Raw genomic sequence first — 25,243 nt, 5'->3', positions numbered from 1 at the left:
TCTATTTTTTCCAGAGAACAATGCCCATAAGTAATGAGTTACCTGTGTCCCTTTCTGGCGCGGGAGTCGGAACTAAGTAGGGACGCTGCATGGAACGTCCTTTCAAAAATAAATACTTATAGCTTTTGACTTTTAATTCATTATTCAGTTATGACTTCTTCAAGAAAGTTGACGGCAAATACCAAATACAGAGGTATAACCATGTAAAAATGTACTACTACCTACAGGTCCAATTTCACCATTACAAAAAAAACCACTGATAGGGATATTTAAATAACTACTAAATAAGCTAGAATCAAAGTTAGGTTTACCATATAGTACTTCTCCACGTCCCAAACAAGAGAACATTAAAGCAGTAGCATTGTTTGTAGCTGTACTTTGAAAACCAACCTTTCTTTGATAACGTTGTAGTAACATTTCTAAATCTTCTGCTGAAGTATGAGCATCCCGTAAATGAAATTGAATTCTTTGGCCTGTCCTAACTTGATCTCCGATAGCGATCGCTCCCGCTTTAGGGTCTACCCCAATTAAATTACGAATTAAAAAGTCTCCTTGTTCCAAGTTTTGTTTAAATTCGTCCCTAACTATACCAACAAATAGGGAGTTTTCGGCTAGCTTGCGGTCTTTTTCATCAAGATTTTGTACTAAATTTTGTAATGCTTCTAATGGAGACTGTTTAACACCATCACTAACTATTTGATTAGAACTAACTAACTCTTCAAGTTCTAAAACTATATTACGTTCTCCTTGTGTAACTCTATAAGGTTGACCAACAGGGCGACAGCCCTGAGCTACTATTGTTTCTAATATTATATTACCAGATAAAGAAACACCTACAGCTCCTTCTTGGTAGAGATTATTTTCACAAAAGAGTCCTGCATTTTGGCCATTTATTCCGTTACTAGCTAATCCTCCCACCTTAGGAGAATGAGGATAAGCATAATCTAGTCCTTGAAGTAAGTCATTTATTTTAGCAGAAAATGGATCGGCAAGTATAATAAATTGAGGTTTGTCTACAGTTGGTACTCCAATAAGATTACACCAACGATCTGGGGAACTATCTAAATCTGGTAGCTGTCCTGCTGATATATGAAAAGCTTTTACTGCAACTTCTGGTAAATGTGCTAAACTGAGGCTAATTGCAGTTTTTTGCTCTAGTTCTTGCGGTTTTCCTTGCTCATTCATACCAACAATACCACCTCCACCGCAGCCTATCGTAATAGTTTCTGGTAGATGTTTTTTCAGTAGAGGCATTAGCCGTGGATATTCACTGGTAAAAGCTGATGAGATAAATACCAGTCCTAAATCTGCTTTAGTTCCTAATGATTCTGAACTTTTTTCTACTACTTCCTTAACTGCTGCTTCTAATGAAGGACGGGTTGATAGAGAGTTTGACCACCGCATCTGTTTGACGCTCCTTATAAATTATAATTATATTTCTCATCTTAATCTTTCATTTAAATAATTGCGAATAGGGAATCATATCAAGAAGTATACTGATATTTACTATAATATTAAACTTTAATTTAATTTCATAGTTTTTACTTATAAAATAAATCATTATATTAGTTATGTTATTATATTAACTAAGTATCCTTTAATATGCTAAACATTTTTAAGTTTAATATCTTATAGGTAAATCTTAAAAAATCAAGATCATTTGGTGAAGAATCTCTAAAAACCTAATATAAATAGGAAAAAGGGACTATCCTCGCTGGATTTTTTTGCCTGTTTTTTTATCCCTATCTCTTAATTCTAGTGTTTTAGTTGAGTTAGGAATTAGGCCCTAAAATTTAAATTTGTAGGTAGTCAATCAAAATTAAAAAACTATGACCAATAATGACATTGAGGAAAAAATTGAACAAGAGCGCCAGATAGCTCGCCAAGCTTGTGATATTTCTGGTGCTAACTCTAAAGAATGTGCAGCAGCTTGGGATGCAGTAGAAGAACTTCAAGCTGAAGCTTCTCATCAAAAGGAACAAAAGCCTAAGAGTTCCTTTGAAATTTATTGTGAGAATAATCCCGAGGCTGCCGAATGTCGAATAGATGATAACTAGAATTAACTAGTTGAATAGGCACTTATTACAATGTAGTTTATTCAATATATTTTAAGTAAGTAAGCAACTGAAATCCTTAAGTTTTTGATTCAGTTGCTTACTATTAAATTAAATTAATATCAAATCCTAAATAACTTTCTTATTGTTAATAATGACATTTAAATTGAGCTTACTCAATCAATATAGAATCATGGTATATAATCAGTTTAAGTATTTCTAAGTTGGATAAAAATGCCAAAAAATTTGAACACTAATATTTGCTCACTTGCTATTTTTTCTCACAAAGTCCACAAAAAATGTATTAATAAATATTAATATATTTTACCTCTTGCCCATCGCCCATTTGCACACCAACCATGGCCCTGGCTCTTAACTTTGAACTTTTCCAGTCAGCCCTAAAAACGATTTATAAGTTACTAATTATTTATGTTGAATTTTTTACCCTTAGCTATTACATCTGGATTAAAAACTTTGATCTGGATGGATTATAGGTTAGCGGTTTTATTTACTGTAGTAATACCTTTATTTCTATTAATTTGGGCTTTTGTTAAAAAATCTGAAGCTATTCAAAACTTGTTGATTATTTATTGGCGAGTTGCTAGTTTATTAGCTATCTCACTTTACTTAATGATTGCAGCAGTACCTATTAGTTTTTTAACATCATTAATAGCTCGATTTTTAATTCCTATATCTTTGTGGTTTTGGGTAGATTTGAATGAGGAAATTAGAGATTTACGAAATTCTCCTCTCAAAGCTAGTTTGACTTCTTGGCGTTGGGCTTGTACCACTTATAATTTACTGGGCATAATACTTCAAATTCCTTTTGTGGTTTGTGGTTTCAAATCCCATAATCAATTACTAAGTGATCCTTCTTGTCGTGTTTGGTTAGATCCGCCCTGGTTATTTAAACAAATTTTTCACCCAGATTGGCCTCCAGAATTTATAGGCTTTTTAGGATTTTCTGGATTAGTAATTTATACAATTTTTCTTTCCTATTTCATTTTGGTTAAATTACAGAGACAAGGACGATCTGCTACAGGAAATTAATATATAGAATTAAATTAATTTAAGATTTTAGATGAAGTAGGCAAGAGGCAAAATAAATATAAATTTGATACTACTACATTATTAACAGAGTATTTTACCTACAAACAATGAATAATAATATTGCTCATCGTTTGGAACAGTACACAATTAAGCAAGCAAATCAAGTATTAATAGTTAATATAGTAATTGATCAACAGCCAGATGAAATAGCTATATTTAAAGGTTTTTCTAGTTCTTTGATGCAGCCTACTGCTTTTAATCCAGATGTACCTGTTTTGCCAGAAACAGCTAAGATAATCAGTCTTGATATACTTGAATCTCCCTACAACCCAGAAGCACCTGTTTATATTAAACAGGGACTGACCTGGGAGCAAATGCAGTCCCTGTTAATAGAAGTAGGACTTTAGTTAACCATTCCACCAGCCGCCTGCAGGCGTGCTCTGGCTCGCTTTAAGGTTTGTTTAGCCTTAATCTTTTCTTGAAGATTATCACTACTTTCAGAAGTTTGCAGCCGTTTTTCTGCTTCCTCATAAGCTAAACGGGCTTTTTCAGTGTCAATATTATCTCCTCTTTCAGCGCCATTAACAAGTATACTTACTTCATCTGCTTCTATTTCAGCAAAACCACCCATCAGAGCGATCGCTATCCAGTCATTTTCAGCACGAACTCGCATTACACCTGTATCTAAAGCAGTTAAAAGTGGAGCGTGCCCACCTAAAATTCCTAATTGACCTGTTGTACTAGGTAGAATTACTTCTTGAGCTTCTTTGTCCCAAATTGTTTTGTCGGGAGCTATTACACGCACAGTTAACGTCATTTGTCAATTATTTGTTATTATTTTTTTTATTTGTCAGTTGACTGTCGCTCTCAAGGTTGAGCATCAACCAGTCAACTGTCAACATTTATTTACTAGCTGACTACTAACAAAGCAAATATAACTATGCTTCTGCTTTAAGTTTTTCAGCTTTGGCAATTACCTGGTCAATACCACCTACCATGTAGAAAGCTTGCTCTGGTAAATCGTCAAGTTCACCAGATAAAATCATTTTGAAACCTTTCATAGTATCTTCTAACTTCACATATTGACCAGGAGAACCGGTAAATACTTCAGCTACAAAGAATGGTTGTGATAAAAAGCGCTCAATTTTACGAGCACGAGCTACAACCAGACGGTCATCTTCTGATAATTCATCTAAACCAAGAATAGCGATAATATCTTGAAGTTCTTTGTATCTTTGTAGAGTAGATTGTACTGCACGAGCAACATCATAGTGTTCTTTACCAACTACACTTGGTTGTAACATAGTAGATGTAGAATCTAAGGGGTCAACTGCTGGATAGATTCCCTTAGAAGCAAGACCCCTTGATAATACTGTTGTAGCATCTAGATGAGCAAAAGTAGTAGCAGGTGCGGGATCTGTCAAGTCATCCGCAGGTACATACACAGCTTGAATAGAAGTAATAGAACCTTCTTTTGTAGAAGTAATTCGTTCTTGCAATTCACCCATCTCTGTACCAAGGGTAGGTTGATATCCCACCGCAGAAGGCATTCTTCCTAAAAGAGCAGATACTTCAGAACCGGCTTGTACAAATCTGAAGATATTATCAATAAATAGTAGTACGTCTTGCTTACTAACATCCCGGAAATATTCTGCCATTGTCAAAGCTGAAAGACCAACACGCATCCTAGCTCCTGGTGGTTCATTCATCTGACCATAAACCAGAGCCACTTTAGATTCACTAAGGTTTTCTGGGTTAATTACTTTGGACTCAATCATCTCATTGTAAAGGTCATTACCTTCACGAGTCCGCTCTCCCACACCACCAAAAACGGATACTCCACCGTGAGCTTTAGCGATGTTGTTAATTAATTCCATGATGATAACGGTTTTACCTACACCAGCACCACCAAATAGCCCAATTTTTCCACCACGACGATAAGGGGCAAGTAGGTCTACAACTTTAATACCTGTTTCAAATACCGAAGGCTGAGTTTCTAGATCTACTAGTTTAGGAGCTTCACGGTGAATAGGAGATTTGTCTTCAGTACCAACTGGACCTAATTCATCTACTGGTTCACCGACAACATTAAATATTCTACCAAGGGTGGCATTTCCTACTGGTACACTAATTGCTGCACGGGTATCTACTACTTCCATGCCACGCACTAGGCCATCTGTAGCACTCATGGCCACAGCTCGGACTTGGTTATCCCCTAGAAGTTGTTGTACTTCACAGGTCACGGATACATCTTGTCCAGCTTCATTTTTAGCTGTAATTGTTAAGGCGTTGTAGATTTCTGGAAGATTTCCACTAGGAAACTTAACATCTACTACTGGACCAATAATTTGAGTAATAGATCCTACGTTTGTTTTTTCTAAGGTGCTTACCATTCTAACTATCTGTAATTATTGACTGATCCGAAATTGGTGAGTTTCCCATTGACTTTTCACTTTTCTCGGATCAATACGGGACATTCAAAAAATTTACGAAAAACCTTAGTTGTCCGCTTATGGGTTAGGGTTGAAACCAAATTTTCCGGTTATTTTTTAGAGTATCACTGAAGCGTTCATCCAGGATGATATTAATTATTTTACTCAGGAATTTTTAGTCTAATATTAGATTGACATACTCGCGACTATTAATGGGTCAGGGATTCTCACAAAATGAAGACCTCCCTAATATTTTCAGAAACCTATCCTGTGCAAATATTATTCCTGGTTGGTCATTTGAGTTATCAGTTATTAGTTATCAGTAACTACTTCTAATATTATTTCTCAAAAACTTTTCAACTTGGCACTTTGAGCAGGAGGTTTACCCCTAAACCTAAACCGATCGGGGGAGAGGGGGATGGGTATAGTAGGTAGGCTTCCTACAACAAAGTTTAAAATTAACATTCATTAACTTAGTATTAATGGAGCAAAAAGATTATTCTCTTTGTGTCAATTACTTAATAGCTGAAGTTTTTCCTGAGCATAGCATTAATGCACGGGAATTATTATTAAATCATAAGCTGGAAAAACATAAGGTGATTTTTTTATCCCCTATCCCAGAGGGGCTATTGAATTTATTTTTTTTGTTCATACATAAATAATAATGTGCTGTCTTTAATAAAAAGTCCTTTATAAACAGTTGCAATTTTTTTTATGTGGCCACCAAATTAGTTTTTTTGATTTTCAGACAGGGTCGGGAATTTTTCTTCTTATTCTTCAGTTTTCCTTGTAGCAATTTGAGTTGGCCTTATAACTTTTGGTATAATTTGTTTATCTCTATCAATTCCAATTTACTTTCCCTGGTTACTAAAAATTTGGAGAGTCCCAAGTCTATACCAATACCAGAGACATGAGGTATTACATCGGGTCAAGGAGATCTAAATTAGACTCAATAGAAATAATGATGTAGTAGCTACTTGCCTTTTTGATTACTCGCATTTCGTTGGGGACAAGGGGGACAAAGCTGTCAGGAGTCTCCCTAGACTTCCTGAATTCAATCTTCCTGATCTTGGGTTGGTTTGGCCTTAATACGTCTAATGGGTAAATTGGCCACTAAACTTGTGGCTCTTTGATTATTTTCTAACAAAAATTCTGAATCAGTATCATCTATTTCAACATAGCGAGATACTACATCTATAATATCTTTTCTCATTGCTTGAATAATTTCTGGATTAAGATCGGCGCGGTCATGTGCAATAACCAATTTCAGACGACGCTTAACTTCTTCACGACTCTTCGGATTATTTCTATAAAAAAGTTTTTCTATAATTTCGTTTAGCATTAGCTTAAACTAAGATAGTTAATATATGAGGTAAGTTGAGGTAGGATTTTTCAGGGTCAAATAACTTTAGATGACAATATTTTGCGCAACCAAGTAAAAAAGTTTTCTGGTGGAGGGTTCAGGTCTATAAATTCTACTTTTTCTCCATCTAAACGACGAGCAATGTTATTAAATTCTAAGCCTGCCTGAGAAAGATTTTCTGTTAATACTAAAGGTTCTCCTCGGTTAGTAGATACAATTACTCTTTCGTCATCTGGAATAATTCCCATGAGTGGGATAGCGAGTATTTCCTCTACATCTTGTACAGACATCATTTCATCAGCTTGCACCATCTGGGGTTTAATCCTATTTACTATTAGATGGATATTTTTCACGTTATGTGCTTCTAGCAGTCCAATTACTCTGTCTGCATCACGGACTGCAGATATTTCTGGAGTTGTAAGAATTAAGGCTTCTTGGGCTGGGGCGATCGCGTTCTGAAAACCCTGTTCAATTCCAGCAGGAGAGTCAATCAAAATATATTCATATTTTGGGCTCAACATATCTACTAATTCTTGCATTTGTTGAGGAGTCACTGCTTCTTTCAAACGATTTTGGGCAGCGGGTAGAAGAGATAAACGAGGTTGTCGCTTATCTCTAACTATTGCTTGTTCCAAGCGACATTCTCCTGCTAATACTTCCACTGCTGTGTAGACAATTCTATTTTCTAAACCCAGAAGTAAGTCCAAGTTTCTCAAGCCAAAATCTGCATCAATTACTGCGACTTGGTGACCTTGTTGAGCTAAAGCCATCCCCAAGTTTGCTGTGCAAGTAGTTTTTCCTACTCCACCTTTACCAGAAGTAATCACAATAATTCTGCTCATAAGCTATTAGACATTAAGTAATTGTATATAATCAATTTTTGTAAAAATACAAAGCGCAATTCTATCAATAAAATTTTTTTTTGCCAAATAATTCAGTTAATTAGCAAATACTTTAAAACTGATATATCCTCAACCCTTCTATGAGTATTTCCCAGATTAAATTTTTACTCTTTATATTGAGGCCATTAATTACTATAGGTGAAAAACATAAAAAGATAATTTTGGAGATTTAAGTTGTAATATTTTGGTGGCAGTTAGAAGCTAGGAGTTAAAACTCAGGAATCGTAATTTTCAGGATTTTCAGTTAGAGTTAAATCCTGTAAAAATTATTATAACCAATAGGTGGATTGCTGTTTTATTAAATCAATTTATCAAAATAATTGGGTCTAAAAACCAGCTTTTTTAGGCGAAATACTTTTAGAGAGTTGCTCAAAATCTCCATTACAAAAATTACTTTTTACTTCCCGCCTTGTGAGTTATCACTGCGTTAACGATATATCTTAGCAAAATCTTTAGCTCTGCTGATACGAATTCCTTGGTTTAGAACATAAGCTACTTCAGGATAAAATTGGACTGGTACTTTTTCTGGCCCTCTAGCAACTTTATCGGCAATCCTCAACAGAGTTGGTTCCATTTGCAAAGTCATAATTACACTCTTAGAATTTCCTTGAGCACCTGCATGGACTACTCCTCGTAAACGACCCCATATAAGAATATCCCCATCTGCAATTACATATCCACCTGGATTTAGGTCTCCTATAATTATTATGGTACCTGGATGCCGAATTTCTACCCCAGAACGTACAGTCATTTCTAGATAAAGTGGTTCGGCTAAAGGTTGAACTTTCTTTGTAGAAGTTTTATTTAGGGTATTCAAGGTAGATTTTTGTTCCACAGAATAGCCTACTGTAGCTGCTGCTACAGCAGTTTGACGACGTGATGTGCTAACTCTTTTGAGATTTAGTTTGACTTCTAAAAGAGCCTCGGCTATTTCTTGAAGTTGACGAGTATCTAATAGGCGATCAAATGCAATGAGTTCTACTTCTGTTTGTGGTTGCCAAAATTTCTCTCCTGCCTTGAGGCGTTGCTTTAACTGTTGCCAAATTTCTGTCCAGGTCATAGGTATTGGACTTTCTATGTCACCATGATTGGATTCTGGTGGGAATAGTAATAGCAACTTTCCTTTCTCTGTTTTGAACCTGACCTGTAAGTTGGTACTTACTTCTTTTGTTGAGGTAGAAGTAGTTGAGACGGAAGTATCAGACATACATAAAATATGGGATATGTTTTATTTTTTCTTATAAGCAAATTATCTTATCATATCAGTCATTAATCAAGAGCGATGCTACTTTTTGATCTAAATCTAATCTAAATCTACTAGACTAATACAAAACTATTATTGGGAGTATGGGTCATTTCAGTTATCAGTTATTAGGTATCAGGTATGGTATTAGTTATCGGTACTTTTGACTAAGATATTCGTCTGGAATGAAATACTGAAGTTGATTTTGATTTTGTTCATCCCCTTTCATGGCTATGCTTTATAAACATCATTTATTCACATCAAACTTGACAAAAAGATAGAATTTATGTTGTCTTTATAACATAGGGTTTGTTGATTAATTCTCAAAGTATTGATATTATGTCTAATAATATTGTTTGTATATAATAGAAGAAGACTAAAATAATTTCCTTCCCATGACTGATTACTATTATGCTAAAATGCCTAAGTATTTAAGAATACCTGAGTGTTGATGAATTAGAAAGGAATTACTGAATTACCCGTGACCATGACCCAATACGAAGAATAAGATACCAAATCATTTGGCTTAAGTGCAAAAGAAAAAACAACACTCTAATCGTTTCTTCACTTACAGGCTGTTGTTTGAAGAGTATTCGTAAATTGTAGGTCTCTACAATTAGCAGGGTAAAAAAGGAGCTGTAAACCGTGGCTATAAATATCCAGGATCAAAAGGATTTTTTTGAGATGAAGGACAAGCTTAACTAGAAATAGCTCTTTAGGAGAAAGCGCCAGATAGAGAATTATGGAATGGACGTAAGATGGGCGATTGGTTAACAGAAATTTTTGGACTATTGAGTTGCTCGTCGCAGAGTATGAGAATACTCTCAATAGAATAATTATTACGAATCTCCCGATCCTTTGCATAAAAAGTCAGCAACTCCAGTCGAATAAGAGGAATGGAAAAAAACTCTATCACTGATTTGAACTTTTAAAAGCTGAATATCCAGAAGCTACTTTGGAGCTCCGGGCAATGTGTGAACATCGTTTGGGCCTGAAGCAAATTTGATGACGAGTATGGACACCTGTTGGAGTACAACCAACTACAGAAGTTAACTTGCGAAATCAAGCGGTTTATTAAAAAGAAAAGAAAAAAATTGAAAATATCATTGTTGATAAATTTATCAAGAAAAAAGGTGATGATTATCTCAGCGCCAAAAGTAACGATGCTCATTTAATATTCGGTGAAGGTGGTAAAGACAACATTACAGGCAAAAAAGGTAATGATTTTTTACATGGTGATGAAGAAAACGATACCCTAAAAGGAAACGGTGTCAATGATTTAGTTGATGGTGGTGAAGGTAAAGATACGGCGGTTTTTTCTGACAAATATGCCAATTACAAAATCTCCAAAGTAAAAGAAAATGGGTTGGAATTTCTAAATCTTCAACATACTAAGGGAACTAAATCTGATGGGAAAGATAAATTAATTAATGTTGAAAATTTGAAGTTTAGCGATCGCCAACTATCTCGATCATCTATAATCAAGACTATTCCCACCAAAGAAGAAGTTGATGATGGAAAACCGGGTAAGGAAGAAAAACCAGATAATTCTTATGAAGGAGACGGTTGATTAGATAGCATTCATTACTAACGGTATCAGTGACTTTTTTGGCGAATTAAATAAGAGTGTTAATGAGCTAATTTATAAAAATACACCTGTAGTTGGAGATGAATTTGATTCAGGTATTAAACGTCGTTATTCAAGTATTGATGCCTCTCAATTTCTAGCTAAAATTGAACAAAAAATTATCCAAAAAATTGAGGAAGAACTCGAGAGCGCTAAGGAGCAAAGTGCTACTGAAATTCAAATGGTTTTGACAGAAGCTTTGGGTAAAAAAGGGTTGGATATCTTGAACAACGATATTCAACTTTTGGAAACCCCCAAAGCAGATGAGCATTCCTGTTGAATTTTTCTGCTCGGGACTTACGGACATACTGCTATATAAGCGCGTATAAATAGGTAATAATTTGAAGTTGAACCACTATATTGAGTTTATATCCGTAAGTCCTGCTTATGTTAAGTTTTGTGTGCGTTTGCCCTGATCTTTTCTATATAATACTATACTAATGGTATCGCACATGATAGTATATCAAATACGCTTACTTGAGAAAACAAAGCTCTAGGATCAGTATTGTGGAAAACTGTAGTTTTTAGAGGGTTTAGAGACCAAACCCCTACAGTCTTCAATTCTAGCGATACTAACGGATTGGATATTATTGATATATATCTAATGTTGACTACAAATAGAAATTTAGGAACTAAAAAGAATAAAAAAAAAGCCGAGCTTAAATTTTGCTCACATATTCTACCATTTTTATATCTTCAGGACGAAGAGTCACCTCAACTTTGGTTGGTTGCAATATAGTGGTCAGGACTTACGCAAAGGCACTATATATAGAATCTTGGTGCATTACGCAGTGCGCTTTTCATATCGTGAACGAAACACATCCTACTAATAGCGTTATGGGTAAGTCCTAAATATAATGCTTTGATACCATTTATAGTCAACATTAGAGACGTTGTATAAAACGTCTCTAAAATAGCTTGAAAAAAGTTGAGATAATTTCCAGAGATTTTTTTAATTATTGCTGTAAGCAAACTCCGGGAGTTGTTTTTCAGAATTGCCAATAGGTGTAACTTTTACCTCACGGTTTTCATCTAAATCTACATAAACATTTTCCCCATCCTGAATCTTACCAGCTAATAACGCTTCTGCCAAAACATCTTCTAACAAACGCATAATAGCTCGACGTAGAGGTCTAGCTCCGTAACTAGGATCGAATCCATCTTCTATCAAACGATCTTTAAACTTATCGCTGACTGTCAGAGTAATTTCACGATCCCCTAAACGACTAAATACCTCCCGTAGCATAATTTCTGCAATCTCTTTAACCTCATCCTTAGTCAACTGACGGAAAACAATAATTTCATCCAAACGGTTTAGAAATTCTGGGCGAAAATATTGTTTCAGTTCCTCATTAACCAAATTACGAATACGATTATATTGAGCTTCTTCTTTATCCTCAGCAAACTCAAACCCTAAACCACCGCCACCTTTCTCAATCACTTGAGAACCGATATTAGAAGTCATAATGATTAAGGTATTCTTAAAATCTACTACTCGACCCTTAGAGTCAGTTAAACGACCATCCTCGAGAACTTGCAGCATAATATTAAATACATCTGGATGAGCCTTTTCAATCTCATCAAACAAAACTACAGTGTACGGACGACGACGTACAGCTTCCGTTAATTGCCCACCTTCATCATAACCTACAAATCCTGGAGGAGAACCAACAAGTTTAGAAACGGTATGACGTTCCATATATTCTGACATATCTAACCTAATCATCGCCTCTTCAGAACCAAAGAAATAAGCAGCTAATGCTTTTGTCAGTTCTGTTTTCCCAACACCAGTCGGACCAGAGAAAATAAAACTAGCAATAGGTCGCTTAGGGTTCTTCAAACCAACACGAGCCCGACGTAAAGCACGGGAAACAGCTTTCACTGCATCTTCTTGACCAATAAGGCGTTGATGCAAAGTATCTTCTATATGTAATAGTTTCTCAGACTCTGATTCTGTCAACTTACTCACAGGGACTCCAGTCCAAGATGCGACAATATCAGCAATATCGTCTTCAGTCACTACAGGAGACTTACTGTTTTTTTTGTCTTGTTTGTTAGAGGTAGTTTCTTCAATCTCTGCTTGAATGCCTAGTTCACGATCGCGCAGTTGACTAGCTTTTTCAAAATCTTGTTGACGAACAGTTTCTTCTTTGTCTTTTATCACTCTAGAAAGCTCTCGTCTTAGTTCCCTTAACTGTGGTGAAACCATAGAATTTTTCACTCTAACACGGGAACCAGCTTCGTCAATAAGGTCAATAGCTTTATCTGGTAAGAAGCGGTCACTAATATAGCGATCAGATAACTGAGCTGCAGCTCTAAGAGCCTCATCAGAAATAGTTAACCTGTGGTGTTGTTCATAAGCAGAGCGTACCCCATAAAGAATTTCAATAGTCTGTTCTACACTGGGTTCACCGACTTTCACTGGTTGGAAACGACGTTCGAGAGCAGCATCTCTTTCAATATGCTTGCGATATTCATCTAGGGTAGTCGCTCCAATACATTGTAACTCACCCCTTGCCAAAGCAGGTTTGAGAATATTAGCAGCATCCATGCTACCCTCAATAGCACCAGCACCTACAACAGTGTGAATTTCATCAATTACCAAAATAATGTTACCATTAGCACGAATTTCATCCATTATTTTTTTCAATCTTTCCTCAAATTCTCCTCTAAACCTAGTACCAGCTATCAGAGAACCAATATTGAGACTAACCACCTGTTTATTTTCTAGGATATCGGGAACATCTTGATTAATGATCCGTTGAGCTAATCCCTCAGCAAGAGCTGTTTTTCCTACTCCAGGTTCACCAATAAGAACAGGATTATTTTTTGTCCTACGGCCTAAGACTTGTATCACTCGTTCAATTTCAGTTTTTCGGCCTACTATTGGATCTATCTTACCCTCTGCTGCTAATTTTGTTAAGTCTGTACCAAACTCTTCTAGAGTAACAGCTTTCTTACCACTAGGGGTAGAACCCCCAGGAGCAACAGCAGCAACTTCTCCCAGGGAGCGAATTACTTGAGTCCGAATTTTACCTTTATCAACTCCCAAGTTGTCCAATACTTTAGCAGCTACTCCTTCAGAATCTTGTAGTAATCCCAGTAGCAAATGTTCTGTGCCAATATAATTATGGTCTAATTTCCTCGCTTCTTCTAGAGAAATTTCTAACATCCTTTTTACTCTGGGAGTAAAAGGAATTTCTGCTGGAGTAAACCCAGAACCACGGCCAATAATTTTTTCTACTTCGTTCCGAGCATCTTTGAGATTTACACCATTTTCCTTCAGTACTTTAGAGGCAATACCTGTACCTTCACCAATTAACCCCAGAAGAATTTGCTCTGTTCCCACAAAGTTATGCCCTAAGCGACGGGCCTCTTCCTGAGCTAACATAATTACTTTGATTGATTGTTCTGTAAAACGTTCAAACATTTTTGCTTCCTCTTATTCAGATGTTGATAGTCATATGGGAGATATATCCCTTATAATTATGCTGTTTACTAATTACTCACCATATTAAGTGGCCATAAATACAAAAAAAATGTAAACTTTTATTTATTAATTCTAACTTAAATGTACTTTTCTAAAACTAAGAGTGCCTAGTAATGGGAGCAATAACTCGTAATATAAGTTATTGTTATATAATAAATAATTATAAAAAGTTTTAACAATAGGATCAGATAAAGTGGACAAGGGTATCAAATGGACAAAGAAGTAAAAAAACAACACCATACTTTAAATTATAACTTTTCAACTTGACTTGATGTTAACTCAAATATTTGTCCAAATAAAAATGAAAATGACGGATGGGAGATTCTTGATAGTTACTCAAAGTAATACCTGGTTTTGTAGATGCCTTTGCCTTTAAGCCTTTTTGCAGAAGGAGTAAGTTGAAAATATCTTAATCTAGCAGATGATATTAGTTTGATAGAAATGTTATCAAATATTGACTATTTTAAATCTAAAACTGTAAATATCCCTAAGATTACCATTTGACTTGGTAATGGATACCACCCAAAAAAAACATACAGGAGTTCAAAAAATCTATCCTGGGGTTCTGATAAAATTTGACTGAAACTCTCACCAAAACAATCATTAGGAGAGAAAAAACAGGAAAGAAAAACAGGATTTGTTCCCGTCAAAACAAGGTGTTTTATTGAGAGAACTAACTCTTGGATGGGGAGATGTAAGAGCTTGACCAAAAACCTTTGAAAGAACTCACCGAAAATGCCGATGCCAAGATTAATTTTTGTTTTATTTGACTGACGCTTAAGAGGTTGGAGTTATCAAAGGAAGGTGGTGGCAGCTATATCCTCTTATAATTTTTTAGAGATACCTGTAGAGGTTCTATAGCCGCAAAAAGTTACAGAAACTCGAACGATATAAACTGTAGAAAACTTTTCCTCCTATTTCTTGCCAAGATAAAAATTCGAGCCAAATTTCTAACACTTCCTCTAGATAATATAAGATTCATCAATATCTAATCTATGAATTGAGCTATTCTTTCCACAGAAACTGCTTCTTCTTCCCCAGACTTTTACTCTTAGAATTCCTAACTCAATTTCTGACAAACCGTTACCTGCCATTTTTGCCCACAAACTGTGGTAATATTCCTCTAAATTGTGACGCATATTATGCTTTTTCATTTCCCCCATTCCCAGTGCTACCCTGTGTTTTCCAACACTTCCCGGTGGTTAGAGGGGATAAACCCAACTCATACCCGACTCAAGTACATAAAATTATTCCCGCCTTCAGTTACCAAACCTTGACATAATTGTGTTTCGCTCATATTGTTTTGAAAAAGCCAGGATTGAATATTTGCTGCCACTTCAGAAATTTTCATGTAATGCTCAATGTATGCTCGTGCATCTTCCTGGTTTTTTCTCAGCAATTCTTGCCATAAAGTCACGCTTATGATGTTCCCTCAGTTTCTTCGCTGCATCTTCAAAGGTTGATTTAATTCAATTGTTTAGTAGTAGAATTCTAGAGATTCCTTTGCTTCCAACCTGCAAGTAGTTGCTTCTATAAATCTGCTAGTTGCTGCCTCTTTTATTTTAGCAGGGATCCTATTTTTACGCAAGTCCCTTGGGGTAAATTGGAATGTCGAAATGGTTCCTGTGAAAGCCTTTAACTTTACTTAGTCTGATGTTGCTCTAGATGAGATTCCAGTTGGGGATGATTCTGATATTATTGAGGTTATAGATTATGCAATTAACGATGCCAAGGTAGATATAGTCAATGCTAGTTGGACTCAGTCGGGTGGGAAAGAACAGTTTTCATAATTATTGATGGATGATGGAATTAGTACTGATGAAAATAGAGTAAATGCAGTTGCTTTCGATCTTCTTGCAACTGAGGATGAAAGTTTTCTAAGTAGTTCTGTAGAAACTTTTAATTTTTTAGACGACAACTCTGCTCCCACAGATCTCTAGCTTGAGAACAATACTGTTGACGAGAATGTAACGCCAGGTGCTACAGTTGGCAAATTTTCGACTACCGACTCCGATAATGAGGATAGCTTGACTTATGCAGGGTTGATAAATGAAGGTATGATTTGAGTTCATAGCGATCGCGATCTTAGGCAGAAAAATTATGGAATGTTCAGAATGTCAATCAACTCATATCAATAAAAATGGCCAAAATAAAGGAAGGCAAAACTACATCTGTGTAGAATCTGGTCGTCAATTTATTGATTGCTATGAAACTTATACAGGTTATAGTGATTAATTCACAGATGAATGCTTAAAAATGTATGTTAATGGTATGAGCTTAAGAGAAATATCAAGAGTCAAAAAGCTACACCATACTACAATTATCAACTCAATTAAACAAGTAGAAAAACTATTATCACATTCTTACTCTCCTCAAAAAACTCCTCAAGTAGGAGATCTAGACGAATTACAGATATAATTAGGCTCAAAAAAACCCAAATTTGGATATGAACCGCAGTAAATCATTTTAAAAAAGGAATTTTAGAATGGGTTATTGGAAATCGTATTGGAAAAATATTTTATCCTTGATGGGAACAAGTTAAAAAATGGGAATGTTATTTTTATTTTACAGATGGATGGAAAGTATGTGCCAAGGCCTATTAATGATGGGGATAAAATTATCAGTAAAACCTATATGACCATTGTAGTTGGAGAAAATACTAGACTTCAGCACTATTTTGCCAGATGACATTGAAGGACTCTTTGCTAATCAAAATAATTCCGAGAAGTTAAAGCATTTAATTCACTTACTGATTCATTAAGTATCAATTTTAGGATGTTCTAGTTCCTTATAGATATTCACAGCGATCGCTATAAACTCGAATCATACCTTAATTCACCAACGCCACTTTGTGTAAGTCACAAGTCGGTGGAAATGTTGAAGTATTCTGTTCGTTTACTTATTCATTATCTTTATTGGAAAGATATTCCTGTTCCTTATCGTTCATAGCTCAACTCACCAATGCCCAAAATGCTAGTTTAGCTATTTTCTGGAAGCGGGCAGTCAAGGGGTTTAACAAACACTTAATTTTTATCTCACCCAAGATAACTGTATTGAAGTAGTATGAATACTTCATGCTGCCCGCCATTTTCTTACTGTTATCAATAGGAAAGAATCATGAAGTATAAATCTAATCCATCCATAACAACACCCATAGCTATAGTTTTAGCTAGTCGAAATTAGGATTTTTTATATGGGTGGGAGTTTAGCCTCCAAACCCACAAAGTTTATTTACTTCCAGCCTACACGATCCATTAATTTAATCGCGTCAGCATTCAACTTACCATAAACAGAAACATTGGTAGAATCATTTTTGAAACTACCAAAGGGTTTCAAAACGCTAGCAATAGGTACACCTGCAACTACAGGATATTCGTTATTACCCTCAGAGAAGATTTTTTGAGCTTCTGGACTGACTAAATATTCAAGAAACTTAATAGCACCTTCTTTATTTGGAGCATTTTTAACTACACCACCACCACTAATATTAACATGGGTACCACGCCCATTTTGGTTTGGGAAAAACATACCAACTTTGTCTGCAACTGCTTGATCTTCTGGTTTAGAAGATCTTTTCAAACGCGCTAAGTAGTAGCTATTGGCAAGACCAATATCACCAATGCCAGCCGCAACAGCCTTTATTTGAGCAGTATCATTTCCTTCTGGAGGTCTGGCAAAGTTACGAACAAAACCTTTTGCCCAACCTTCGGCATCTGACATTCCGTGAATTTCGATTAAAGATGCTATTAGAGATTGGTTGTAAATATTGCTAGAAGAGCGGATTACAATTTTCCCTTTCCATTTGTTTTGAGCTAAATCTTCATAAGTTGATAGCTCAGAAGGTTGAACCTTATTTTTATTATACATAATTACCCTCGCCCGTTTGGAGAAACCAAACCATAATTTTTCCGGGCTGCGGAGGTTAGCTGGAATTTTATTATTAAGAGTAGAGGAAGAAATAGGTTGCAAAATTCCAGCTTCTTGAGCACGCCACAGACGACCTGCATCAACTGTCATAAACACATCTGCTGGACTATTAGCTCCCTCACTTTTAATTCGTTCGATTAACTTATCTCCTTTACCTTCAATTAAATTAACTTTCAAACCAGTTTTTTTAGTAAAACTGTCGTAAAGAGCTTGGTCAGTATCGTAGTGGCGAGAAGAATAGAGATTAATTGCACCGCTTTGAGCTAATCCTCGATTGCTTTTTCCCAGTTCAGCGATCGCCACTGTTGCTATTGCTGTCCCTGTTCCTAGAAATACTCGTCTAGTAATTGTCATTTTCCATTTTCCCCTTAAGCTATTTTTGGTAAGTAGGTATAAGTAATTACCTCATACTACTTGGGCAATTTTAATTATATTGCAATTTATTCTTAATAAATTTAATCCTTTTTTAGAATTAATTTATAGAAAATTCAGTTCTACTATTGAAAGCCTATGATGATTTTAACTAATTCTCTCTAGAAAATAGTGACTTTCACAAGTGATAAATTATGTAAATGCTACTAACTGAATTTAACCCTAAATTTTTATTATATCACAATTCAATATATTTTTCAAGTTTTTATTGAGAAATTTTATCTTCTAATTTCCGAAAGTACATAGAAAGAAAATTGCTGTATTGGCACTTGACTTATGTCCAGTCACTGAGGTTAGTACAAAAATTTATAACTATTGTTTATAGTTTAGTATAGTTTCTATAATTTCCCATTATTTCTGTTATGTCACTAGATTTTAAAACTCAATTGCACCCAAAACACCAGAGAGCATTCCAAAAATGCTGGCTGAATAAGTAAAGAAAGAGAAAAGGGAGAGAGAAAAAATCTTGACCCGTGAAGTAAAAACTATTATGAGTGCTTCCCTATTCGATAGCCAAAATAGAGAAGCAACTAGCACTTACCTAAGTTAACTTATATTTTATTGATCATCTAAAGCAACAATACCAGGTAACTTCTTACCTTCCAACAATTCCAAACTAGCACCACCACCAGTAGAAATGTGACTCATTTTTTCACCCAAACCTAACTGCTCCACCGCAGCAACAGAGTCACCACCACCAATAATAGTAATAGCATCCTGCTTATCAGCAAGAGTCTGAGCGATCGCTTCAGTACCTTTAGCAAATTTCTCCATCTCAAATACCCCCATCGGACCATTCCAAATTACAGTTTTACAGTCTGCTAAAGCATCTTGAAAAACCTTTGCAGACTCAGGTCCGATATCCAAACCCATCCAACCATCCGGAATAGCTTCAATACTAACAGTTTGAGTATTCGCCTCTGGGTCAAACTTATCAGCTACAACCACATCAGTAGGTAACAACATTGTTACACCTTTCTCTTTTGCCTTAGCTTCCAAAGACTTTGCCAATTCTATCTTATCTTCCTCAACCAGAGACTTACCCACACTTAAACCACGAGCTTTGTAGAAAGTGAAAATCATACCACCACCCAAGAGCAACTTATCACACTTATCCAACAAAGCTTCTATTACACCAATTTTACTAGAAACCTTAGAACCACCAATAATTGCAGCTAAAGGTTTTTGAGGACTATCAATTGCACCTTGGAGGAATTTTAGTTCCTGTTCAATTAAATAACCAGCAACAGAAGGACTCAAATATTTAGTCACGCCCTCAGTCGAAGCATGAGCACGATGAGCAGTTCCAAAAGCATCATTCACATATAAATCTGCCACAGAAGCAAGTTGTTTGGCAAACTCTGGATCATTCCCCTCCTCTCCAGAGTAGAAGCGAACATTTTCTAGCAAAACTACATCACCATCTTTCATTTCCGCCACAGTAGAAGTTACTTCATCACCAATGCAGTCGTCACACTTTTTAACTTCTTTACCCAATACTTCAGAGAGTCTCTCCCCCACAAGAGTCAGACGCATCTTTTCATTAACCTTTCCCTTTGGCCGTCCAAAATGACTAGTCAAGATAACTTTTGCACCTTTCTCAGTTAAATCTTGAATTGTGGGAAGAGCTGCCCGAATTCTAGTATCGTCTGTAATACTACCATTATCAACAGGTACATTAAAATCAGCCCGCATAAGTACCTTTTTGCCAGATAAGTCAGATTTTGATAAACTTGCTACAGTTTTTTTTGTCACAGAATTAATCTCCTAGTATTTATCTTAAAATATATGTCCATCTATGGCCAGATTATTAGTCCATAAACAGATAAAATTAGATGAAAGTATTCGTTCACGGTAAACATTTTATCGGAGTCCGTGTCATTCTTAGAAATCTAAAAAAATTATTATTTGATTTTTGGCCAATTTCTGTCACTGTTTCATCTCTATTAAGGTGGGTGTTATCCAGTCCACAAGCTGCCAGAATAATAGATAATTGAAGATTATTATGGACAATACTAGATTTATAGATAATAGTTAAAAACCCAAATACATTGCTTATGTTTAAAACAGTTCTTTTTCCTGTGGACCTTAGTCGAGAGGCTCGTGAGGCTGGGGATAAAGTGATAAATATAGTCAAAACATATCAGTCTCGCTTGGTGTTAGTATCAGTGGTAGAAGTTGTTTCGGAAGGCCAAAAGCCATTTCACCCAGAAATGACTTCCTCAGAAACAGTTAATCAACTATTAGAGGAGACCAAATCTATATTTACCCAGCAAGGTATTGAGCCCGAAACTCTCCAAAAAGAAGGTCATCCGGCTTTTACTATCTGTGATGTAGCTGATGAAATTGAAGCTGATTTAATTGTTATTGGTTGTCGAGGTACTGGTTTAAGTGATGGAGGGAATAATGATAGTATTAGTAACCGAATTATTAATCTTTCTCCTTGTCCTATTTTAGTTGTGCCTTAGTTATTTGTACTAATTAATTAATGAAGTGTTGATCAACTGACGGTTTTCTTCATAAAACCGAGGAAGATGCTATAGCACAATAGTCAAAAGTCAGAATTAGATATTAAGTTCCCAGCAGAAACTATATTTGGGAGTGATGATAATTTCTTAACTGTCCTGGCAACTGCTATATTAATAACCATTAGGTCTTCCTCACTATGGGGAGCATTTTGCCCCCACCACTTACTTTATTAGCTCTCTTAAATTTTGATTTTCACCAATTTTAATTTTCCCTCATGACTATTCAATGGTATCCAGGCCATATTGCTAAGGCTGAACGAAATCTTAAAGAACAACTGAAACGGGTTGATGTGGTTTTAGAAGTTCGAGATGCCCGTATTCCACTTGCTACTCGCCACCCCCAGGTTTCTGAATGGGTAGGGAGTAAGGCACAAGTTTTAGTCATTAACCGTATAGATATGATTTCCTCAGAAGTTATGAAAATTTGGACTGAATGGTTTGAAGCTAATGGGGAAATGCCTTATTTTACTAATGCTCAGTTGGGCGATGGAGTGAAGAATTTGGCCAAGGCAGTACGGGAGGCTGGTCGTGCTGTTAATCTTAGACGGCGCGATCGCGGAATGTTACCTCGGCCTGTACGTGCTGTGGTAATTGGTTTTCCTAATGTGGGAAAGTCGGCTCTAATTAATAGACTGTTAAAGAGAAAGGTTGTTGAAAGTGCTAGGCGTCCTGGTGTTACTAAGCAATTAAGATGGGTACGCATTTCTGATGAGATTGAATTGTTAGATGCTCCTGGTGTAATTCCTAGTCAAATTAAAAATAGGGAGGATGCAATTAAGTTGGCAATTTGTGAGGATATCGGGGATGCGGCTTATGATAATCAGCAAGTTGCTGCTAGTATGATTGATTTTTTAACTTTTTTGGAAACTGATAGTAATGGTTTTGTATCTACTTCTTGTTTGAAATATCGTTATCAATTAGAAGCTCATAATTATACGGGTGAGAGTTATTTGCATGAGTTAGCAAATCAAATTTATCAAGGAGATGTTGAACGGACTTCAAGACGAATTTTGGATGATTTTCGTAAGGGTTTTTTGGGGAAAATATCTTTAGAGTTACCACCTTTCAAATAGCAGTACTATTTTATTTTAGGTTTAAAATCAAGTCAAAGAATAGAAATTAACTTTGAAGTAAGTGAATATACTGCTAACAATGTCTTTCATTTTTTTGTAGATATACTGAGATAATTATTGCCACTAAGTTGATTAGAGTAATTATGAGAAAAAGAAAAAGAAGATCAATATTTATGGATACAAGAATTTTTAACAAAATAAGAATTAATTTTAGATAGCACAAAAAAAATAGAAATAGGCTAGATAACGATAACAAGCAAAAAAAATATTATTCTGGAAAAAAATAAAAACTATACATTTAAAAATCAAATAATAACTACTATTCAGGAACAAAAATAGTAGATATCAATGTGGTGCAAATAGGGCTAAAAAGTGATATTAATTTATAATATTAATTTACTTACAGCAGTTTGACTTAAATTATTATTCAGCTTAACCTGTAAATTTTTTGATATATCTATTCTATCTTCCAACTGGCTTGTCACCCCGTGAGAGATTTTAGGTTTTAGGTGTTAGGTTTAAACATTTACAAAAGGCTAAAGTGTTTATTTATAAATACTTTCAGATTTTTTTCCCCTTACCCGAGTGAACAGAAGAATAACTAATATTAACTTAGCTAGAGCTAGCAAGAAGGTTAGATCTGAAAACGGAGTGTTATTAAAAAGGGAAAAGCTTTGAGGTAACGGACAACCTTAAAGAAGGGGAAACAGGATTAAATAGTTGTAAACACAAAGACATAGAGTTTTTGCCTTCAGCACTTTTTTTCTCCTAAACAACCTGAATGTAGATTTACATCTCAAATGGAAATACTATAGAATTCATCGTTTACTCTTAGTCCTATATCTCCAAATGTTCATATTCCTTGAAGTAATTAAAAATCAAAAAATTTTTTTTGATTTTTAACTATATTGACAGTTATCAAAACTTTGTTAAAATACTGTTAGTAACTTTACAATAGTTAATAAAAAAACAGGAAACTTAATAATGAAGAGTCAAAACGGTTTAACTGTCATTAAAAAGGCGGCTATCTTAGGACTAATAGGAGTTAGTGCTAGCTTCAGTCTACCTGCAGTAGCAAACTGCCTTCAAAAATCTTCTAAACAGGGAGTAGTTAACCAACCGTTACAAGTTGCCGGCTCTCACTCTCATTCTAAATCTAAGGATATTGTGACAACTGCAGTAGAAGCAGGACAATTCAATACTTTAGCTGCAGCACTAAAAGCTGCTGGTTTAGTAGAAGTACTTCAAGGAAAAGGTCCATTTACAGTATTTGCACCTACTGATGAAGCATTTGCAGCTCTACCAAAAGGAACAGTAGAAAAGTTACTAATGCCAGAAAACAAAGACCAACTAATCAAAATTCTAACTTATCATGTAGTTGGAGGTAAGTTAATGTCTAGTAACTTAGAGCCTGGAATGGTAAAAACTGTTGAAGGTAGTAAAGTAAACGTGAAAATTTCTGGTACAGGGGTGAAGGTTGATGATGCTAAAGTGATCAAAGCAGACGTACCTGCAAGTAATGGTGTAATTCACGTAATTGATACAGTTATAATACCACCTAATAATTAAGTTTTAAGGTTTATAAATAAGTGTCCATAAAAAGACTTAATATAGTTAAGTTTTGTAAACTAACTCTAAGCTAGGACTGACATTTGATTAGAGGCAAATTTATATTTTGTTATATATGGACAAATTTTAACGCCTATCTACTTATGGAATAAATGTTTAGGTAGCAAGTTTTAGGAGAATTAATTCTTTTTTTCTTACTTGCTAGCTTTACTTTGGGTAATTGATAACCCGAAGTAATTCAGAATATTTGGAGTAATATAATTACAGTTTTCATTCTCATTAACTAGAGATTTATTTGTACTTTATTTTACTTCTAATTAGCTATCATTAATCCTAAAAAATTGTTTTATTAGGGATAGAAATAATACCCAAATATATTAGAAAATTCTTCTGTCAATTTTCTAGAATTTTGTGTCAACTTAAAACCCCAAGTTTATTGTCCTAATCAAAATAAATAGTGCTATAATTATTGACTATTTTAAAATTTTTTAATATCAGTTTATAGCTCTACTCAGTAAGGTTAGGAAATTTTTCTATTGCCTCTAAATACTTATGTTTGTCTTAACAAAAAAAAGATACTGTTATAGTTTTTCAACAACTATATATGGTATATAAGTTTTGTTTTTTTTAGATATTATTAATACTAATGATTACCGTTATCTAAATATTGTTTAAATCATATTTTTGTACTATTATTTATTAATAGAACATCTAACAAAATAATAAAAGTATGAACGGCCAAAATCTTCTGAATCTCTTCTTCAAAAAGCCTGTCAAGATATTAGGATTAATCTGTGCTACTTTAGGGTTAATCTTTACTAGCGCTTTTTATAGTTTACCCGCATTAGCTAATCAGCAATTAGTTAATCAACCTACACTTATTGCTTACGCGGAATCAGATATTGTATCAACTGCAGTAGAAGCAGGTAAATTCAATACTTTAGCTGCAGCACTAAAAGCTGCTGATTTAGTAGGTGTGCTTCAAGGAGAAGGTCCATTTACAGTCTTTGCACCTATTGATGAAGCATTTGCAGCTTTACCACCAGGATTAGTAGAAGATTTATTACGTCCAGAAAATAAAGACAAACTAATCCAAATTCTAACTTATCATGTAGTTCCTGGTAAGGTAACATCTGGCGACTTAGAAAGTGGAAAGGTAAAAACTGTTGAAGGTGATGATATAGACGTTAAAGTTTCCAATGCAGGTGTTAAAGTGGATGACGCTAATGTAATCATTCCAGATATACTTGCCAGTAATGGTGTAATTCATGTTATCGATTCTGTGATTATACCATCCAAATAATTAGTATGAGATTCTATGATGAGTGATACTTATTAACAGATGAAAATATTTTGAATAGACTCCATTCAAAAGCTAAGAATGGGGCTATTTTTAGCAATTTTTATAAGTTAAATTATATAGCCATAGCTATAAGCTAATACTGATTTAAGTTTCCCCTAATTCAAGTAATAACACAGCTCATTTTACTTACTCTTAAGATAGGGTTTTTATCTCTAGCTTTAAGCATTCCTTTATTCATTACTTATACTAA

Annotated in this window: 23 protein-coding genes and 1 pseudogene; 13 read left to right on the top strand and 11 right to left on the bottom strand. The window is 35.1% G+C overall.

The annotated features are described in order from the left end of the window. Positions 1-159: 159 nt before the first annotated feature. On the bottom strand, positions 160-1,404 hold the full coding sequence (locus tag TERY_RS16275; protein ID WP_011612836.1) for an FIST N-terminal domain-containing protein: 1,245 nt from the start codon (positions 1,402-1,404) through the stop codon (positions 160-162). Between the two features lie 425 nt (positions 1,405-1,829). On the opposite strand from TERY_RS16275, the gene TERY_RS16270 reads away from it, so the two are divergent. From TERY_RS16270 to TERY_RS16260, 3 genes are all read left to right on the top strand, one after another. Beyond that, entirely contained in the window at positions 1,830-2,057 is a 228-nt protein-coding gene (locus TERY_RS16270) for a CP12 domain-containing protein (protein WP_011612835.1), read from the top strand. Positions 2,058-2,483: 426 nt separating this feature from the next. Beyond that, a complete protein-coding gene (locus TERY_RS16265) occupies positions 2,484-3,104 on the top strand; it encodes a DUF3177 family protein (protein WP_011612834.1) in 621 nt (206 codons plus the stop codon). A gap of 107 nt (positions 3,105-3,211) precedes the next feature. Next, positions 3,212-3,511 carry a hypothetical protein gene (locus TERY_RS16260; protein ID WP_011612833.1) on the top strand — a complete coding sequence of 100 codons (300 nt, stop codon included), beginning with the start codon at positions 3,212-3,214 and terminating at the stop codon, positions 3,509-3,511. On the opposite strand, the gene atpC is transcribed toward TERY_RS16260, so the two are convergent. From atpC to minC, 5 genes are all read right to left on the bottom strand, one after another. Continuing rightward, complete coding sequence (atpC, locus tag TERY_RS16255; protein WP_011612832.1) at positions 3,508-3,921, bottom strand: ATP synthase F1 subunit epsilon; 414 nt, start codon at positions 3,919-3,921, stop codon at positions 3,508-3,510. The two genes, TERY_RS16260 and atpC, sit on opposite strands and share 4 nt — an antisense overlap. A gap of 121 nt (positions 3,922-4,042) precedes the next feature. After that, on the bottom strand, positions 4,043-5,497 hold the full coding sequence (gene atpD, locus TERY_RS16250; RefSeq protein ID WP_011612831.1) for a F0F1 ATP synthase subunit beta: 1,455 nt from the start codon (positions 5,495-5,497) through the stop codon (positions 4,043-4,045). A gap of 1,093 nt (positions 5,498-6,590) precedes the next feature. After that, a complete protein-coding gene (gene minE, locus TERY_RS16245; protein WP_011612830.1) occupies positions 6,591-6,878 on the bottom strand; it encodes a cell division topological specificity factor MinE in 288 nt (95 codons plus the stop codon). A 56-nt stretch (positions 6,879-6,934) separates the two neighbouring features. Then, a complete protein-coding gene (minD, locus tag TERY_RS16240) occupies positions 6,935-7,741 on the bottom strand; it encodes a septum site-determining protein MinD (protein ID WP_011612829.1) in 807 nt (268 codons plus the stop codon). 487 nt (positions 7,742-8,228) lie between these two features. Next, a complete protein-coding gene (minC, locus tag TERY_RS16235; protein ID WP_011612828.1) occupies positions 8,229-9,008 on the bottom strand; it encodes a septum site-determining protein MinC in 780 nt (259 codons plus the stop codon). 1,129 nt (positions 9,009-10,137) lie between these two features. On the opposite strand from minC, the pseudogene TERY_RS37210 reads away from it, so the two are divergent. Both TERY_RS37210 and TERY_RS37205 read left to right on the top strand, forming a co-directional pair. Then, positions 10,138-10,341 (top strand): annotated as a pseudogene (locus TERY_RS37210) (hypothetical protein); the annotation flags it as partial. A gap of 69 nt (positions 10,342-10,410) precedes the next feature. After that, a complete protein-coding gene (locus tag TERY_RS37205) occupies positions 10,411-10,614 on the top strand; it encodes a hypothetical protein (protein ID WP_011612827.1) in 204 nt (67 codons plus the stop codon). A 1,009-nt stretch (positions 10,615-11,623) separates the two neighbouring features. Here TERY_RS37205 and TERY_RS16220 read toward each other — a convergent pair. The 3 genes from TERY_RS16220 to TERY_RS16205 form a co-directional block, all read right to left on the bottom strand. Beyond that, the gene (locus TERY_RS16220; protein ID WP_011612826.1) at positions 11,624-14,101 is read right to left on the bottom strand and encodes an AAA family ATPase; all 2,478 of its coding nucleotides are present in this window, start codon (positions 14,099-14,101) and stop codon (positions 11,624-11,626) included. Positions 14,102-15,123: 1,022 nt separating this feature from the next. Continuing rightward, the gene (locus TERY_RS16210) at positions 15,124-15,315 is read right to left on the bottom strand and encodes a hypothetical protein (protein ID WP_155994460.1); all 192 of its coding nucleotides are present in this window, start codon (positions 15,313-15,315) and stop codon (positions 15,124-15,126) included. A gap of 68 nt (positions 15,316-15,383) precedes the next feature. After that, positions 15,384-15,578 carry a hypothetical protein gene (locus TERY_RS16205; protein WP_044136870.1) on the bottom strand — a complete coding sequence of 65 codons (195 nt, stop codon included), beginning with the start codon at positions 15,576-15,578 and terminating at the stop codon, positions 15,384-15,386. Positions 15,579-15,957: 379 nt separating this feature from the next. Between TERY_RS16205 and TERY_RS33320 the strand changes: the two genes are divergently transcribed. From TERY_RS33320 to TERY_RS35225, 4 genes are all read left to right on the top strand, one after another. Next, positions 15,958-16,101, top strand: a complete 144-nt coding sequence (locus tag TERY_RS33320; RefSeq protein WP_155994459.1) for a hypothetical protein — start codon at positions 15,958-15,960, stop codon at positions 16,099-16,101. Between the two features lie 160 nt (positions 16,102-16,261). Beyond that, positions 16,262-16,396: an IS1/IS1595 family N-terminal zinc-binding domain-containing protein gene (locus TERY_RS37200; RefSeq protein ID WP_370495653.1), complete on the top strand. Its 135-nt coding sequence runs from the start codon at positions 16,262-16,264 to the stop codon at positions 16,394-16,396. 21 nt (positions 16,397-16,417) lie between these two features. Further along, positions 16,418-16,579, top strand: coding sequence for a hypothetical protein (locus tag TERY_RS33315; RefSeq protein ID WP_155994458.1), 162 nt, complete (start codon positions 16,418-16,420; stop codon positions 16,577-16,579). A gap of 75 nt (positions 16,580-16,654) precedes the next feature. Beyond that, on the top strand, positions 16,655-16,849 hold the full coding sequence (locus tag TERY_RS35225) for a hypothetical protein (RefSeq protein ID WP_071820696.1): 195 nt from the start codon (positions 16,655-16,657) through the stop codon (positions 16,847-16,849). Positions 16,850-17,392: 543 nt separating this feature from the next. Here TERY_RS35225 and TERY_RS16190 read toward each other — a convergent pair. Both TERY_RS16190 and pgk read right to left on the bottom strand, forming a co-directional pair. After that, positions 17,393-18,442, bottom strand: a complete 1,050-nt coding sequence (locus TERY_RS16190; RefSeq protein WP_011612824.1) for an extracellular solute-binding protein — start codon at positions 18,440-18,442, stop codon at positions 17,393-17,395. A gap of 636 nt (positions 18,443-19,078) precedes the next feature. Continuing rightward, positions 19,079-20,275, bottom strand: coding sequence for a phosphoglycerate kinase (gene pgk, locus TERY_RS16185; protein ID WP_011612823.1), 1,197 nt, complete (start codon positions 20,273-20,275; stop codon positions 19,079-19,081). Between the two features lie 302 nt (positions 20,276-20,577). Here pgk and TERY_RS16180 point away from each other — a divergent pair, with 302 nt between their 5' ends. From TERY_RS16180 to TERY_RS16165, 4 genes are all read left to right on the top strand, one after another. Continuing rightward, positions 20,578-20,988, top strand: a complete 411-nt coding sequence (locus tag TERY_RS16180) for a universal stress protein (protein WP_011612822.1) — start codon at positions 20,578-20,580, stop codon at positions 20,986-20,988. A 275-nt stretch (positions 20,989-21,263) separates the two neighbouring features. After that, positions 21,264-22,121: a ribosome biogenesis GTPase YlqF gene (ylqF, locus tag TERY_RS16175; RefSeq protein ID WP_011612821.1), complete on the top strand. Its 858-nt coding sequence runs from the start codon at positions 21,264-21,266 to the stop codon at positions 22,119-22,121. Positions 22,122-23,105: 984 nt separating this feature from the next. After that, positions 23,106-23,690, top strand: coding sequence for a fasciclin domain-containing protein (locus tag TERY_RS16170; RefSeq protein ID WP_011612820.1), 585 nt, complete (start codon positions 23,106-23,108; stop codon positions 23,688-23,690). Between the two features lie 730 nt (positions 23,691-24,420). Then, positions 24,421-24,993 (top strand): fasciclin domain-containing protein, encoded by a 573-nt coding sequence (locus TERY_RS16165; protein WP_011612819.1) that lies wholly within the window; start codon positions 24,421-24,423, stop codon positions 24,991-24,993. Positions 24,994-25,243 lie beyond the last annotated feature (250 nt).

This window comes from Trichodesmium erythraeum IMS101 (genome assembly GCF_000014265.1).
GTDB classification, from domain to species: Bacteria; Cyanobacteriota; Cyanobacteriia; order Cyanobacteriales; family Microcoleaceae; genus Trichodesmium; species Trichodesmium erythraeum.
The sequence above is the reverse complement of the archived record's forward strand: the minus strand, read 5'-3'. Positions and strand labels throughout refer to the sequence as shown.

Excerpts from the sequence above, each read along its gene's own strand:
- minE (WP_011612830.1), bottom strand. The coding sequence starts at position 6,878 with ATGCTAAACGAAATTATAGAAAAACTTTTTTATAGAAATAATCCGAAG.
- atpD (WP_011612831.1), bottom strand. The coding sequence starts at position 5,497 with ATGGTAAGCACCTTAGAAAAAACAAACGTAGGATCTATTACTCAAATT.
- TERY_RS16180 (WP_011612822.1), top strand. The coding sequence starts at position 20,578 with ATGTTTAAAACAGTTCTTTTTCCTGTGGACCTTAGTCGAGAGGCTCGT.
- TERY_RS33315 (WP_155994458.1), top strand. The coding sequence starts at position 16,418 with ATGTATGTTAATGGTATGAGCTTAAGAGAAATATCAAGAGTCAAAAAG.
- TERY_RS16265 (WP_011612834.1), top strand. The coding sequence starts at position 2,484 with ATGTTGAATTTTTTACCCTTAGCTATTACATCTGGATTAAAAACTTTG.
- minC (WP_011612828.1), bottom strand. The coding sequence starts at position 9,008 with ATGTCTGATACTTCCGTCTCAACTACTTCTACCTCAACAAAAGAAGTA.
- TERY_RS16220 (WP_011612826.1), bottom strand. The coding sequence starts at position 14,101 with ATGTTTGAACGTTTTACAGAACAATCAATCAAAGTAATTATGTTAGCT.
- TERY_RS16210 (WP_155994460.1), bottom strand. The coding sequence starts at position 15,315 with ATGAAAAAGCATAATATGCGTCACAATTTAGAGGAATATTACCACAGT.
- TERY_RS16190 (WP_011612824.1), bottom strand. The coding sequence starts at position 18,442 with ATGACAATTACTAGACGAGTATTTCTAGGAACAGGGACAGCAATAGCA.
- TERY_RS16170 (WP_011612820.1), top strand. The coding sequence starts at position 23,106 with ATGAAGAGTCAAAACGGTTTAACTGTCATTAAAAAGGCGGCTATCTTA.
- TERY_RS16275 (WP_011612836.1), bottom strand. The coding sequence starts at position 1,404 with ATGCGGTGGTCAAACTCTCTATCAACCCGTCCTTCATTAGAAGCAGCA.
- TERY_RS37200 (WP_370495653.1), top strand. The coding sequence starts at position 16,262 with ATGGAATGTTCAGAATGTCAATCAACTCATATCAATAAAAATGGCCAA.
- TERY_RS16260 (WP_011612833.1), top strand. The coding sequence starts at position 3,212 with ATGAATAATAATATTGCTCATCGTTTGGAACAGTACACAATTAAGCAA.
- TERY_RS16165 (WP_011612819.1), top strand. The coding sequence starts at position 24,421 with ATGAACGGCCAAAATCTTCTGAATCTCTTCTTCAAAAAGCCTGTCAAG.
- minD (WP_011612829.1), bottom strand. The coding sequence starts at position 7,741 with ATGAGCAGAATTATTGTGATTACTTCTGGTAAAGGTGGAGTAGGAAAA.
- ylqF (WP_011612821.1), top strand. The coding sequence starts at position 21,264 with ATGACTATTCAATGGTATCCAGGCCATATTGCTAAGGCTGAACGAAAT.
- TERY_RS33320 (WP_155994459.1), top strand. The coding sequence starts at position 15,958 with ATGGATGATGGAATTAGTACTGATGAAAATAGAGTAAATGCAGTTGCT.
- atpC (WP_011612832.1), bottom strand. The coding sequence starts at position 3,921 with ATGACGTTAACTGTGCGTGTAATAGCTCCCGACAAAACAATTTGGGAC.
- TERY_RS16270 (WP_011612835.1), top strand. The coding sequence starts at position 1,830 with ATGACCAATAATGACATTGAGGAAAAAATTGAACAAGAGCGCCAGATA.